This window comes from Ruegeria sp. AWH4_226 (assembly GCF_056159225.1).
On the sequence record NZ_JBSWUU010000004.1, the window covers coordinates 26,283 to 40,020 of the forward strand.

18 protein-coding genes are annotated in these 13,738 nt (G+C 51.2%); 8 read left to right on the top strand and 10 right to left on the bottom strand.

The features are described 5' to 3' along the window. Positions 1 to 72 precede the first annotated feature (72 nt). Positions 73 to 462 (bottom strand): hypothetical protein, encoded by a 390-nt coding sequence (locus ACXAET_RS21085; protein WP_475190290.1) that lies wholly within the window; start codon positions 460 to 462, stop codon positions 73 to 75. Positions 463 to 514: 52 nt separating this feature from the next. Between ACXAET_RS21085 and ACXAET_RS21090 the strand changes: the two genes are divergently transcribed. The 3 genes from ACXAET_RS21090 (at position 515) to dmeF (ending at position 2,723) form a co-directional block, all read left to right on the top strand. Continuing rightward, on the top strand, positions 515 to 979 hold the full coding sequence (locus ACXAET_RS21090) for a winged helix-turn-helix transcriptional regulator (RefSeq protein ID WP_475190293.1): 465 nt from the start codon (positions 515 to 517) through the stop codon (positions 977 to 979). A gap of 440 nt (positions 980 to 1,419) precedes the next feature. After that, positions 1,420 to 1,692: a metal/formaldehyde-sensitive transcriptional repressor gene (locus tag ACXAET_RS21095; protein ID WP_475190295.1), complete on the top strand. Its 273-nt coding sequence runs from the start codon at positions 1,420 to 1,422 to the stop codon at positions 1,690 to 1,692. Beyond that, on the top strand, positions 1,689 to 2,723 hold the full coding sequence (gene dmeF, locus ACXAET_RS21100) for a CDF family Co(II)/Ni(II) efflux transporter DmeF (RefSeq protein ID WP_475190300.1): 1,035 nt from the start codon (positions 1,689 to 1,691) through the stop codon (positions 2,721 to 2,723). The genes ACXAET_RS21095 and dmeF overlap by 4 nt, the downstream gene beginning before the upstream one ends. Positions 2,724 to 2,843: 120 nt before the next feature. On the opposite strand, the gene ACXAET_RS21105 is transcribed toward dmeF, so the two are convergent. Both ACXAET_RS21105 and ACXAET_RS21110 read right to left on the bottom strand, forming a co-directional pair. After that, complete coding sequence (locus ACXAET_RS21105) at positions 2,844 to 5,486, bottom strand: AsmA family protein (protein WP_475190306.1); 2,643 nt, start codon at positions 5,484 to 5,486, stop codon at positions 2,844 to 2,846. 714 nt (positions 5,487 to 6,200) lie between these two features. After that, a complete protein-coding gene (locus tag ACXAET_RS21110; protein ID WP_475190310.1) occupies positions 6,201 to 6,815 on the bottom strand; it encodes a DUF805 domain-containing protein in 615 nt (204 codons plus the stop codon). Between the two features lie 114 nt (positions 6,816 to 6,929). On the opposite strand from ACXAET_RS21110, the gene ACXAET_RS21115 reads away from it, so the two are divergent. Together ACXAET_RS21115 and ACXAET_RS21120 are read left to right on the top strand one after the other, a co-directional pair. Further along, positions 6,930 to 7,085, top strand: a complete 156-nt coding sequence (locus tag ACXAET_RS21115; protein WP_475190582.1) for a DUF2799 domain-containing protein — start codon at positions 6,930 to 6,932, stop codon at positions 7,083 to 7,085. Positions 7,086 to 7,479: 394 nt separating this feature from the next. Continuing rightward, positions 7,480 to 7,929, top strand: coding sequence for a phosphate-starvation-inducible PsiE family protein (locus ACXAET_RS21120; RefSeq protein WP_475190314.1), 450 nt, complete (start codon positions 7,480 to 7,482; stop codon positions 7,927 to 7,929). A gap of 170 nt (positions 7,930 to 8,099) precedes the next feature. Here the strand turns inward: ACXAET_RS21120 and ACXAET_RS21125 are convergent, their stop codons facing one another. The 6 genes from ACXAET_RS21125 to ACXAET_RS21150 form a co-directional block, all read right to left on the bottom strand. After that, the gene (locus tag ACXAET_RS21125; protein ID WP_475190317.1) at positions 8,100 to 8,735 is read right to left on the bottom strand and encodes a glutathione S-transferase; all 636 of its coding nucleotides are present in this window, start codon (positions 8,733 to 8,735) and stop codon (positions 8,100 to 8,102) included. A 201-nt stretch (positions 8,736 to 8,936) separates the two neighbouring features. Next, on the bottom strand, positions 8,937 to 9,593 hold the full coding sequence (locus ACXAET_RS21130) for a glutathione S-transferase family protein (protein WP_475190322.1): 657 nt from the start codon (positions 9,591 to 9,593) through the stop codon (positions 8,937 to 8,939). A gap of 228 nt (positions 9,594 to 9,821) precedes the next feature. Next, complete coding sequence (locus ACXAET_RS21135) at positions 9,822 to 10,079, bottom strand: hypothetical protein (RefSeq protein WP_475190326.1); 258 nt, start codon at positions 10,077 to 10,079, stop codon at positions 9,822 to 9,824. A gap of 284 nt (positions 10,080 to 10,363) precedes the next feature. Next, a complete protein-coding gene (locus ACXAET_RS21140) occupies positions 10,364 to 11,176 on the bottom strand; it encodes a nucleotidyltransferase domain-containing protein (RefSeq protein ID WP_475190329.1) in 813 nt (270 codons plus the stop codon). A 219-nt stretch (positions 11,177 to 11,395) separates the two neighbouring features. Continuing rightward, entirely contained in the window at positions 11,396 to 11,572 is a 177-nt protein-coding gene (locus ACXAET_RS21145) for a hypothetical protein (protein WP_475190336.1), read from the bottom strand. Positions 11,573 to 11,610: 38 nt separating this feature from the next. Next, positions 11,611 to 11,955 (bottom strand): hypothetical protein, encoded by a 345-nt coding sequence (locus tag ACXAET_RS21150; RefSeq protein WP_475190341.1) that lies wholly within the window; start codon positions 11,953 to 11,955, stop codon positions 11,611 to 11,613. Between the two features lie 94 nt (positions 11,956 to 12,049). Here ACXAET_RS21150 and ACXAET_RS21155 point away from each other — a divergent pair, with 94 nt between their 5' ends. From ACXAET_RS21155 to ACXAET_RS21165, 3 genes are all read left to right on the top strand, one after another. Further along, positions 12,050 to 12,208, top strand: a complete 159-nt coding sequence (locus ACXAET_RS21155) for a hypothetical protein (RefSeq protein WP_475190343.1) — start codon at positions 12,050 to 12,052, stop codon at positions 12,206 to 12,208. A 159-nt stretch (positions 12,209 to 12,367) separates the two neighbouring features. Next, a complete protein-coding gene (locus ACXAET_RS21160) occupies positions 12,368 to 12,601 on the top strand; it encodes a FitA-like ribbon-helix-helix domain-containing protein (protein WP_475190346.1) in 234 nt (77 codons plus the stop codon). A gap of 68 nt (positions 12,602 to 12,669) precedes the next feature. Beyond that, positions 12,670 to 13,011 carry a PIN domain-containing protein gene (locus ACXAET_RS21165; protein WP_475190349.1) on the top strand — a complete coding sequence of 114 codons (342 nt, stop codon included), beginning with the start codon at positions 12,670 to 12,672 and terminating at the stop codon, positions 13,009 to 13,011. Between the two features lie 408 nt (positions 13,012 to 13,419). Here the strand turns inward: ACXAET_RS21165 and ACXAET_RS21170 are convergent, their stop codons facing one another. Further along, the gene (locus ACXAET_RS21170) at positions 13,420 to 13,683 is read right to left on the bottom strand and encodes a hypothetical protein (RefSeq protein WP_475190351.1); all 264 of its coding nucleotides are present in this window, start codon (positions 13,681 to 13,683) and stop codon (positions 13,420 to 13,422) included. Between the last annotated feature and the right edge of the window lie 55 nt (positions 13,684 to 13,738).

Below are 13,738 nucleotides of genomic sequence, written 5' to 3' on the forward strand. Positions count from 1 at the left end.
CGGCGGCCAGTGACCGCAGGCTTGAACTATCTGGCCTTGGACGCGGTTTGCTCGATAGAAGCTCTGTCTACGCTATCCGGAGAGAACCGGCTGAATGGCAGCCGTCGGACTCAGTGCTGCCCAGATAAGAAGAAGACCAATCGTCCCAAGAATGGTGGCAAAAGCCCGTGACGATGCGGCCGGAGCAAAGGCGAGAATTCCCGCAGCACCCACATTGGACACGATACCCATCAGGACTGCAGCCCAGGGAAACTCGCCATTAATGCTTTGCCAAAGCCCCACGCCGTAGCCAACGAGCAAGGCTGTAGTGGCCATTCCATAAAGCCGGAAAAGGGTCGCGGACGCGGCGGAGACGCCAGTCATGGTCTCGAGCCGGTGCCGCGGAGACAGCAAGAATGGCCCCGACACCAGAACAATTGTCACCACGATCTTCGCGGTAAGTATCAACGATATTGCGGACATGAGTTGAAACCTTATTATGAACTCAGGAGGCAAATACAGGAGCTAAAACCGGATGTCAAACCCAGATAGCACGTATCGTCGGCAATCCCCCGTCCCCATAGACAAGTGCGGGGCGGCTCTGGCGACCGACATTATGTCGGACCGGTGGACAATTCTGATTATGCGTGAGGCGTTTTATGGTGTGATACGGTACGATGACTTCCGCGCGGACATCGGCATACCGCGATCCGTGTTGACGGACCGTCTCAAGCGTCTGGTCGACGCCAAGATGCTCAAGCGTATTCCGTACCGCGAAGGCAATTCTCGAACCAGATACGGATATGCGCTTACAGACATCGGCGTGAGCTTTGGTCTGCCCCTACTTGCTTTGATGGCATGGGGGGACACGCACTTTGCGGAACAGGGAAGCGCGATATCGATCGTCGATCGATCAACCGGAAAGAAATTGAAGGTCGCTTTGGTCCCCGAAGAAACGCCTGAAGTAAATATAATCGGCGTGAAGATTGTTCCGAACTAGAACGAGCGCAGAGAGTTGATCCGTCACAGGGCGAGCCGCACGTTTGAAGTCGTTTCATGCAAGTAAGCTTCATCGCGAGGCGGCTACGGCGCGCAGTCTCAAAGCGTCATTCCACGTGAGTGTCTGCTTTGTCCTGCGAACTGTGGATTAGCCTGCGCAAGGTTTTGCACCTGCGGCGAATGGCCGGTCTGACGGGTGCATTGCAGCATGTCGATCAGCAGGTTAATGTCCGGTTTGGGTCGATAGCTAGTTCGTGGCAAACGGGGCAGGGGCTCATGCTGCGTCTGCTCCGAGGTACGCAAAAAGCCCTTTAGACGGATGCTCCGGTATTCATGAACGGCTGCTTTCTTCGATTGACCGAGAATTTATCGAAAGACCAACAGGCTTGTATTTTCGTACTTAAATAATATAACCCTCTATACTATATTAGGAGAGTATCCATGGGCCACCTCAGCCGCGACAATTCCAAACTCATTGCCAGGCTTCGGCGGATTAAAGGTCAAGTCGAAGGTGTAGAGCGTGCGTTGGGAGCAGATGCCGATTGCGCCGAAGTACTTCGCCAGATTGCCTCCATTCGCGGAGCGATGACGGGTCTGACCAACGAGGTATTTGAAGCGCACCTCCGCAACCATGTTGTGAAAGCCGCTGGTGATACCGCCCGTGAAAAAGGTGCCGAGGAGATGATCCAGATTTTGAAATCATACCTCAAATGACGAGTGAGACTTTGCAGGAAAGCAGTGAATTGAGCCAAGAAGCAACCTCGACGCTTGAACACGACCACGTCTTTCTTGGTGCCAACCAGGAGCGCAACGAACGACGGGTTTGGTTGGTCATTGCTCTTACCGCAACAATGATGGTCGTGGAGATAACGGCGGGACATTGGTTCGGCTCGATGGCTTTGATTGCAGATGGATGGCACATGTCCACACATGCCGCCGCAATGCTCATCGCCGTGTTGGCATACCGTTACGCACGGAAGAATGCCAACAATCGGGCTTTCACTTTCGGTACTGGCAAGGTGGGTGATCTCGCTGGGTTTGCAAGCGCTGTGATCTTGGCACTGATCGCGCTGTTGATAGGGTGGGAGAGTTTTCAGCGCCTCATAGAGCCGGTACTGATCAGCTTTAACCAAGCAATTATGGTAGCGGTGATCGGACTGATTGTGAACCTACTGAGTGCTTGGCTTTTGCGCGATGACCACCTTCAAAATCATGGCCACGGGCATCATCACCGCCACGATCATGATCACGAGCGTCACCGTGGAAACGGGCAGGACAACAACCTGCGGGCAGCCTACCTGCATGTCTTAGCGGACGCACTAACATCGGTGCTCGCCATTGTTGCTCTCCTTCTTGGCCGTGCTTACGGCTGGTTTTGGGCGGACCCCGTAATGGGCATTTTAGGGGCAATAGTGATTTCGCGATGGTCTTGGGGACTGATCAAGGACTCTGGCGGCGTGCTGTTAGACCGCGTGCCGGAAGGCGGGCATATCGAAGCCAAAGCTCGCACAGCTGTCGAAACTGACGGTGATAAGATCACCGACCTGCATATCTGGCAAATCGGCCCGGGCCACTATTCGGTTATTGCTTCGATTGCATCTGAGACACCGAAATCCGTCGCTGAATACAAGGCAGTGCTGGATCACATCGATCATGTGTCTCACACTACGGTAGAAGTGCATCATGTCGCCAAAGGTATGGATTGTTTGGGCGGTCCACGCTCTAATGAAACTTCACTTTCTTGAACATAGAGGCTTCTCAGTCTGTGCTGAACAAGTGAACTCGAAAGAGCGTTCTGACAAAGCAAGCGCTGTTTTGGAAGGCCGCTCGTATCCGGGCTAAATCGAAAAGGAAGCAGTAATCAATTATCTCAGCTGATTTATATCCGGAACGCAGGTTTTTCGATTTTTAGGGAACTCTGCGGCTCCATCCGCGCGTTTTTGAAAAACGTTGTGATGAAGAAGCTTGATTTTAGGATGCGTCAATGTCCCTACGACTTCAAATGGCCAAGCGCTCCGCGAAAGAGGCCTGCCGAGCTTTCGAGCCTCAGCCTGAATTGAGATCGTGTTTTTTATCCAATCCAGATCGCCGTGCGCGACAAGCTGTACCTTTTTGGTTTCCGCAACAAACGAATTGAACGAAATGTCACCGGCATCGATTTTGATCGGAGCGGAGAGGCAGGTGATTTTGCTGTAACCTTTTCTGAATTCTTCAGAAATCAACCATGGGAAGATGCCAAGCCCGGACAGTTCAAGAAGACTGGTTGAAATGCCACCATTTGACATCAGGATTGAGGCAGAGCCTTTCATCGAGTTCATATAGGCGCGTACAGAGCGCCTGTTTCCGGTAAGCTCAAAATTTCCATGAAGCCGCCCTACTGCAGAATATTTGGTATTAAACTCACTGAACAGAGTTGCCAGATTCCAATCCTTTACTGTGCCCTGAAATGAAAGCAATTCCGAGCTCTTGACCATGTTCATTTTTGCCGTTGCAGAGAAGTGACCGCCATCATAAGCGACATCGATGGGCCCGAGCTGGGCAATTCCGTCCTTCGCCTTGAGATGGCTGGACAAACGGGTTATTTCTTGTTCGCCCTCAATTTTCTTGATGTTAATCGACACATCGACATCCTGATCGAGCAGAAAATCTTCTACCTCAATAAGATCAGTGAATTTCCCTTTCGACCCGTCGCGTTTTGCACCCTTGGTTCCGGGTTGGCGAATGCTTGTTGCAACGCGTGAAGCCACATCAACAGCAGCTTTAACATCTTGGAGCGCGATACTCTGACTGAAAACCTCGCCTTGCGTTGTGGGACGCGCGCCGGCTGTGGATGTGTCCAAGTTAGCACTCAACGTCGACTTCCCAGATGTCAGCGCAAGTATACTTGTGAAGTCGTCTTGTTTTCCGTTCGCGGACAGGCTGACCTTTAGCGGTACGCCATTGACGGCTTGCTGGCCGGTAGCCGCTAGGAAACGGGCGCTGTCTTTGACGTTCAGGTTCAATTCGAAAGACAGGTCTTCAAAGTCATTTATGTTCTCGAGTTTGGCCTGGGTTTTCAGCTGCCAAACCTCGGTATCAACTGTTTGCGCATTGAATTGGTTGAGACTAAGGAACCCTTGCAAGTCATCCACAGAAAAGCTGCCTTCGACTCTGCCAAGCGACTTGATGTCTATCTCGGCCTGATCTTGGAAGAACAACGATGACGGAATCGACATAGTACCGCTGAAGTCGATTTCTCTCAGGCGCAACAGGTCTTTGATATTGCCTTTGGCTACAAAGTAGGGTTGATCCTGCGGTCCCGCCTGCAATGCGATGTTTTCCAGCATAAGTTTACCGTTGTCAGCGCGAAACATGCGGCCAATGCGAACAGGGCCGATCTGTTTCAATTCATTGTCAAACGCATTTGTGGTGAGAGTCAGATCCTGAAAGTCCAGCGCTTTTTCTGTACCGACAATATGGGTTGAAAGCTCGATTAGCTTTAGATCGCTGAGATCCGTGGCCGTTTCAGGTGGATCGCCTTGCGGATAGAAGCGTCCGTCAATTGCAAGATCAATGTCTTCATAACTGAGCAAATCTTCGATGGAGCCCTCCGCTTTAAGCAATTGACCGTTCGAAAGGTTCAAAACCGCACTGATATCCGTAATTTTCATCTTTGGGTTCTGGCTTTTTATGTCTGCAGCTAAGTTTGCCTGACCCTCGATATCTCGGTCGAGTCGGAGAAGTTCAAGCAGGTCGCCAATTTCGCCAGTATCCAACGTCAACTTGCCTTCGAAACCGCCTCCATTCTGCGAAGTGATCGGGTGGCCGTTGCAGTCCAGCTTCATTGCTCCGAAACGCGCGTTTGTCGTGAAGGCTTGTCCCCGTGGATAGTCACCTTTGATCTGAAAGCTCTGCCCGTTTACAGTTCCATGGCTTGCCACAGTTGCGCCTGCATCAACGCCCAGTTGATCCAAGCGCAGATCTGCTAATTTGAAATCGAACTCGAACCCGGTTGTTTCGTTGTCGACGATCAGTTCGACTGATGTGACCGCCACTGTCTTGTCGCTCAGGAAATCCAGAATGCCGCCGGTTTCATTCTGCGACCCAAAAGCCGTTACATTGACCTCAGGCCGATTGTTCGCAACCCAGCTTTGCTTCCCGTCCGTGTTTGTCATTAGATGAACATTCAGACCATCAATGATCAGGTTGTCGATTTCAATCTGTCCCGCAATCAACGCTTGCAGGTTCAGGTCGAGCTCCAGGACATCTAAGGCGGCCAAGTCCAAATCTTCTATGGTTTCGCTGGGTATTTTCACTTTGGTCGCGCGAACGTGGCTTGTCGCCCCCAAAATGATGCTCACGTCCCCCCTAATATACAAGGTCTGACCGATTTGTTCTGAAAGCATCTTTTCCAAGATCGGGGTTCGAAGGCCGGAGAAAACAGGAAAGGCTAAAACAGACCAAAAAATTGCTATGACGAGAACGATGAGCAGCGCGGCACGTCCAGTTATTCGAAAAATCAATTTCATAACACCCCACCATTTTCATCGCACGGCACCCACGAGTAGATAGGTCCGCTCAGAGAAGGTATAGAGTGGCGTTGCGTGAGGAAAGCTAATTGAGCAGCGCTACAATCATGCGATATTAAAAAAGAGTAATGAAATACTTGCTCCAAACCCCAACTGCCAGAGCAATCCTCATGGCGCTCTTCGTAATCATTGTTGTGAGGGTATGCAGCTATGACAGTTATGAAGCGGCTGGATATCGGGAACCTGATAATGAGCCTTGGGGCGTTGGAGGCAAGCACTAACCCGACTATCGTCAAACAATTGCGCGAGTGAATGCTTCGGGTCTTCTACTGACAAAACCAACGCCAAGAGATCGATCGACTCTTCTACGCCACGATTGTCCGGAGGCTGTGTGAAAACTCCGGTCCACAAACTCTTTCAACTCGCTCCTTATCCGCGCTAGTGTAAATGTTTTCTCAGAACTGAGAGAGAAAGCACATAACGCGTGTTTTCGGCAATTTTGCAAACCGGTCAGAGTGTTCAGTAAGCCTCTCCGCGATCCGGCTCTCTGTCACCGTTGAGTTCGAGCAACTGCAGCGAACGGCTGTTTCGCGTGTTGCGATAGCAGCATCGTCCGACCGTGATCAAGGTCCGCAATGCGTCGCCTTGTCGACTAGTAAGGTATTGGTTCGGCTCAATTCTGCTGAGACATCCGAAGTCCGCACAGAGCCCAATTTACGGATCTGAAGGTATAGGTCCATAGCGGTTTTCTTCTTCCTGCGTTGGACGGCTCAACCAAAAAATCATCAAAACTGCCAAAATCAATTGTACGACAACTGCGAGCGCTACCCCACCTAGTCCCAGGATAGCTACAGCCGCCCCTAACTCTTCAGGATCGTTGCCCGCAGTACCGGTTGCAGAAAACGCAAAAATACCAAGCATCAATCCAAAGGTCATTACCAATGATACGGCCAATGGTAGAAACAAATACCAGCCAGGACGACCGGTATCATGCAAACGCCGCCAACCCGCTGCGAGTAAAGGCAAAAATACCGCTATCGAGAATAGGCTATACAGTGGCTGACGGACTATTCCACTCTCTGTTTCACTGCCAAAGAACAGACCATCCAAAACAGAGAAAGCGACGCTACCGAGCACAACAAATAGGAAGAACCACCAATACTCCGGACGTCGTGCGCGACCGCTGAAGGTTATGTACTTCGATAGGCATGTCGAAATCGCATTTGTGAACGCAGTCATGTGGGGGGCTCCCGCTTCATTAGAACTAACCTGACTATCACCTGATGATGTTATATCATGCTTGAAAAAAATCGGGATCAGTGTGGGCATTGACATTACTTACAACGCTTTGCGGGGGGGGTTTACGCGCCAATTGGACTAGTTGCATGCGGCCCTATAGATTCAGTTTCCCCGGAACAATACCAGTTCGGAGACTGGGCAAGCATTGAATTCGCTGACGGTACAGCCGGCATGTGCGAAACCTACATTTCTCGTCATCACGAAGCCTGCGCGAAAGTTGGTGTTAAACCGGATTCAGCTGCTTGGACCGCAGGTCTCTCTCGTGGGTTCCAACAATACTGCACACCACTGAAAGCATAATCTACCGGACGTAATGGTAAAGAATTGTTCAGTGTATGCTGGGACCGCTAGTTACCGGACTCAACCGTGCCAGCGAAAAAGGTCCCAAGTACCGTGCGCTTGGCCACGAGATAAGCAATCTTCGAACACATCCAGCGATATCGACACAAAGCTGTTTTTCCTAGGGATGCCGCAGACAGTGGAACAGGTACAAGAACACCGAAGGCCGCTTGAAGAGCAGGTAGAAATCAAAATCCGGATCAGCAAACTTGAACTACGAACGATCCACTATCCAGTGCTTTGAGCCTTGGAGACGATTCAATTCAATAGCTGCACTCAAGCACGGTTATTGTGTAAAACCTGATTTCTGCTGATAAGTGTGAGGTTCTTCACCAATTGAGTAAGGGAACGAATTATGGCCAACGACGACCGTGACCTTCACGTAGAGTTGGATCCCAACCACGAAGACCCGGTGATCCGAGTAGCAAATGTTGTCGCCCGACAGATGACACGCGGCCTTTCTATACTGATGGTATTGGTCATTGGTTGGACGATACTTGATGCATTCGTCACCTTTGGGATTCATCTTGTTGAAAAACCAACGTTGCTCATCGATGGGGAAGACCTGCTCATAGTACTGGGAGCTGTATTGTCAGTCCTGATCGCAATCGAAGTCTATACAAACGCGGCGCTCTACCTTACTTCCAACGTCATACATGTAAGGCTGGTTCTTGCCACCGGGCTTATGGCCGTCGCTCGGAAAGTGATAACCTTCGATTACAAAACGATGGACGCAGCCCATATTGCAGCATATGCCGGATTGGCACTCGCCTTGGGCATCGCATATTGGTTGGCTAAGAAATAATTCGTGAAATGTTCGGATGACGTCGGAGAGGAACTGACCCATGCACAGGCGAACTGACGCTGCATTTGCGGCAATTGTGGCTGTAAAAGTCAGCTGTGTCCGCGACCTGCAAACGCGGAATTTGGAAGTATTTTCCAGCAGCCGCTAAGGGCCGATACGACTTATTGCGTTTAGCCGTTAAACCAAATCGGCGCATCGTCTTCTGACCAAGTTGCATACTTTCTCATCACCAGCGAAAAAGCTTCACTGTTTAGGAACTGATCCAACCAAGCGACCAAACTTGGCCACTTCTGTGCATCAAACCACGCCCGGTCTATATGTGCAAATTGGCGAACAAATGGCAGAATCGCTAGATCGGCTAGGGTGGCTCTATCTCCAAAAAGCCAGGCGCGCCCAACTAACCGCTCGTTGAGGTCGAGCAAATAGCCCATCGCTTTCCTGCGTTCCTCATTGAAGTCTAGATCTGGATAACGCGTAGCGTATTTTGTGTGATCTAGTGCAGTTTTGAACGGACCATCATTTGCCGAAATTAGGTCCCAACCTTCTGGGGGCATGTCCAAAAGCCGCTGCGGGTCATTTTGTTCGAGCGCCCAAACCATGATTTCCAAGCTTTCATCTATGACTTTGTCTGGAAGTCGAAGCGTGGGCACCGTGCCAGATGGAGATGTTTGTAAGAAGGCCTCTGGTTTGTCCCGCAAGAGAATTTCGCGCAACTCGACTGTTTCTCGTGAACTCGCAAGTGCGAGCCGGGCTCTTATCGCGTAAGGGCAGCGACGAAACGTCCAAAAGATAGGGTAGTTATCCAACGGTGCTGTCCATCTTCGTATCTGAGCTTGAGAAGTATCGCTGAGGCATTCTGCCATTGTTATCAACATAATTAGAAGCCCTGACACACTTGATGCTCAGGTTTCAGGTAACTCGCGGCTCTTCACTCTAGAACTATGAGGCTTGGAATAAGCCATCAGTCCAGAAAGTATCCAACACATCGGTCTGGGCGAATAATCATTTTAGGCAACGTGGTTGACTGGCAGGCCGGGATCAGAGTTGGTGACACTTGCCCGTTGTGATGCCCATGCCCACCAATCGGATAAAGCAGGGTAGTCACGTAGCGCTGATTTGCCCTCCGGGGCTTGAACAAAGTAGGCGATCGTCGGGGCAAGGTGACAATCAGCGAGCGTGAATGTCCGCCTGTTTAGGATATTCGCTTCAGAAGCCAGAGTATCGAGTGCCTGCAGAACGGGCCCTGATGCTTCCAAGCCAATTTCGATCTCTGCCTCGTCGCTCTCATCACCGACCGCTGGATGAAAGACTCGATGGGCGAAGACCTGGCGAACCATCGGGTGGTAGCCGTAACTGTCTGCGATGGAAACAACCTGAGCCAATCGCGTAAGGCTTTTGACGTTGGAGGGCACGAGGTTGGGGCCATCGAAAGCCGCATCAACATAACGACTAATAGCCGTCGTCTCGTATACATCGAACGTACCATGGCTCAGGACTGGAACTCGGCCAAATGGTTGCCGTAGCATGTAGTGCTCGGGAACATTGCACACGAAAGGATCGATCTCCTCGGTTTCGTATGAAACACCTTTCTCGTGCAACACCACCCGCGCTATACGGTTGTAGACACTGAATTGGTAGCCACGAAGTACAACAGCTTTGTTCATGTTACGAGGCTACCGTTGAGATGTATCCTTGAAAATGATTACTCTGAGCAGTCGTATTGATCTCAAGAGCCAGATCGCGCCGTGACGATGATGGTAAAAGTTGTTCTGCACCCCACTCAACATCAGAAACTTGATATCTTGATTGCCAGAACTTCGCAAAACTTGAGCTGTTCCAATATGTGGCTGTACGCGCCTCAATCCTTGTGACGCGTACAGGCTTCGAATTGGCTACTCGTCCAGTGCCTTCCTCAAGGCATTGAGCAGCTCTTCGTCAAACACCTCACTTTGATGCCCCTTTGGCTCGCCTTTGAATTCCCAGTCACGATCAAAACTATCTATCTCGATGACCATCGCCACCGCTTCGCCGTTTTTGAAGATCGGCACCAGCGATTGCTCCGCCTTTTCGAGAAGTATTTCTCCCATGTCACCCAGATCTTCGACATTCACTTTCTGTTTGCGGAGAAAGTCGCGTCTTGTATTGCCCATTTGGCTTCCCTTCTTTGAACACACCTGTCCCTCGCCCGACAACATGTCGAACCAGGCGGTGTGAGAAGAAGAAACATCAACAGCACATTGGAAGGACCACGAACTTGATAGACTAAGTCACAGTGTATGGTGCTGGATGCGGTTTTCCAAGGGTAGACCGAGCGTGTACTCCTTCGCTGATTTTGCCAGCCGTCATAAACACAAACTTAACTGAAGGGGTCTGATGTGTAGCGATCTATGGTCGAGTGCGCAAACCGCTGTCATTCACCTGCGACAATGGCATTTCAGTCCTTTGCATACTCCCTAACGATGTACCGCAGCAAGTTATCGCCCCCGGCCCTGAGATCATGGCGATGTTCGTTCTTTTTTACCACAGATGCCCACGCTATTTGATCGTGTATGAAATCATCAACGATCGCTATGCGCTGCCCACGGCCCATTTCTTTGGTTTTGCTTTTTGACACCAAAAGCCTGTCAATATGCCCCAATAGGTCGGGAGACAGGTCCTGATCTTTAATGAGATCATGCAGGTTCATTGGTGGTGGCGTATCGGGTATTTGCCTGATCCAGGAGATCGCCAAGGCAGGTCTCAGCATGTAGAAATACGCCTTGAAACTCACCTCCTGGCTCCCACCAACATGCTTGTCCCACTGTTTTTGTGCCAGGCTGCGATAGTGGTGCAGACAGGATTCTCCAAAAGTCGTCTTGGCTGCAAAGGCAATCAGCCGTTCACATGCCGCATCATTCCATCTGTACCTGATAGGACTGGATAACCATTCCAACATCACAGGGTTAGGTTTGATCAACAAACCAAGCGCTTTACGAATATCCCAACCGTTTATGTCCCAATCGCCCTCGATCGGCAGTTCGATAACATCACGACCGGGCTCAACGCTCAGATACCAGTCTGGCCGATGTACATAGATGAAGCGTACATCGTAATCGCTATCGGGAGATGGGAAACCCCATGCACGGCTGCCGCTTTCAATGGCGAACAGCACTCGGACATCATGATCCGCCTCCATAGCGGTGAGCTTAGTTTGGATGACCTGCTCGATCTCAGGCGAAACGCTGGACGCGAATGCTAGACGGTTCATTGGGTTTCTCGCAGTATCAAGACCTCCATCTGTAACGGTACATCATAGCTTTTGCCATCGAGACCTTGCAGGAGAAACCCAGATACCTTGGCCAAAGATGGCTGTTTGTCATTATCCCAAATCCCTCCATTACCCGTGATCGGCGTTCGCCGTGAGGTGCCTGCATAGTCCCGCCGAGCGCCTTTGGCTCAAACGGTCAATGAGACGATTTGGTCAACCTCACGAACCATCCTCTTTTGCCAATTCACGAAACACGTTCTGTGTTTCTTCTGGGGAAGCACGTGTAATCCCAGGTTTGTAGAGAGTTGTCTTGATTTCCTTTCGCGCTGATGTTTGACCCGGATGGATCGCCGCGATCGAAAGATGCCCTGCCATTTCTGCCAGTGTCAAATACACCGGAACGTCCTTTTACAGTGATGAAACAACAAAAATGCTTATCTGAGTTTCATGCATTTACCTCCCAAAGGTATTCTTCCGACGGGGCTGAACAACCACCTGTTCGGGATCGGCGTGGCGGGGCAGAGCGAAACGCCCCTGAGATCGTAGGTCAACTTAATCTTGATACAAGCTTTAGCGACGAGCATGACGAGGCCGTTGAGGAAGCCCATCATTAGTTTCAGGACGTGGTCGGGAAAGGCAGCGTCGAAGCGTTCAAGGCGTTCCGCGATCCGGGCAAAAAAGACCCGCAACGGCGAAATCACTGCGTTTCTTGCGCGCCGGTTCACGACCCAGCGTCCCGAAATTGTGGCAGGGATTGCCGAAGATGTTGATGCAGACATTCGGTCTATCCGGACGCCATCGGCTGAAAACTGCTTCAAGCGGCTGAAAGCTGTACAGTTAGATGAACTGTACAAAGACCTTCTGGAGTTGCACATGGATACCGACGACTACCGCGCATTCAGAAAGTCTAAGAAGGGGGAGAAGAACGAAGCGATGCACAAGTTGTTCAAAGAGCCAGAGCACCAAAAGGTTTTGCGCATCACCGCCGAACAGAAAGCCCGCATCGATGCTTGGGTTCCCGAATGCTTCTGAAACCACCAGGGCAGGGCGCAACGCGCCCTGTCCCCGACATCTGAACTGTCACAGTCGGCACAAAAGCGACAGTTAAAGACGGTTGATAGCATTATTTCTATCTGCATGCAGTGCTATCACGTAGCGCATGCGCTATCACAGTTGAACATGGAGGACGAAATGGCAAATCTCACAGTCAGGAACTTATCTGATGATGTTTATAGCCGCGTTCGGTTTGTCGCGGCAGAACGTGGCGTCAGCACAGAGGAAGCTGCGCGGCAACTTCTCGATGAAGCGTCTCGACCAGCCGAAAGGGTTGGCGACGTGATTGTTGAATACATGCAGAGCCTAAATGTGTTTCTGCCCAATATTGAGCGTAGTGATGACCAAGCGGAGTCGGCGGACTTCGGGTGATTGTCTTGGACACAAGTGTTCTGTCCGATCTGATGAACGAAAGCCTTTCGCAAGCGGTGATTGGGTAGTTGAATGCGCGGCATAGCGGGCAGTTCCACACTACGACACTCAGCATCTTTGATGTTAGATATAGGATCGAACTGCTGACTGACGGCAAGCGGAAAGCTGCGCTTTGGCAAGGGTCCGACTTTACGCTTGGCCGTCTCTGCGGCAATCGGATCTTGCCATTCGACCGTGCGGCTGCCGAGGCCCTTGCGACCATGCAAGCCGAAGCGAAAGCCTATGACGTGAAGTTGGCAGGCGCGCAGATCGCGGCGATTGCAAAGACACAGGTCTTTTCCGTCGCAACCGGAGGCGTGAAGCCATTTCAGATCTTTGGCGTCAATGTTTTGAATCCTTGGGATCACTGATCCGATTGCCTGCCCGCGGCTTCTGAACTGCCGCGCGATGAGGCCTGACAGAAGACCGTATCCGATGTCTAGGACACTCAGGTGAAGAACTCTTGCGTTGGCGGCGACAACCACAGAAATCTGCAGCCTTCACAACCCCTGGTAGTGCAGTATTCGCACGGCGTGTAGACCATAAATCTTTCCATTCTCAGCACCAATCCATAGGCTCCGATCAAAGCTAACGTAAAGGCTGCACGCTCGATCCCCATTTGCGCCACTTAACGCGAAGCTAAGCAAACCCTCTGCTTCGGAGAAGCTCACCGAGACGCCGCGACGGGTCCTGCCACAGCGGGTCAGCTCGACGACTTGTCCAACGGCGGTTAAACCGATTTGCAGGACCATTAGCCTGATCGGAAGAGCTGATACCAGCTAACCGGCACTCACCGCCGAGGTGACGGGAACCGGAGCGCGCCACGGCGCGCGGAAAATGCAGAATGCATTTAACGTGCCGGAATGTGACAGGCGCTGTCCGGGCAGCCCACGCTTTGCGTGATTGCCCTGCGCCAGTCCTCCGGCACCCACGCCTGTTGGTTGGAAAAGGGACGGAACCCTTTTCCCGGCGTGGAAATAGCCACCAAGAGCAAAGTTGCTCCGATCACGATTGTGGGAAAATACGAATTTCCCAAATCGCATCGGTTTACTCTTGGTGATTATGACAGGATAAGGTGGTTGCGTTACAAATTTCTCT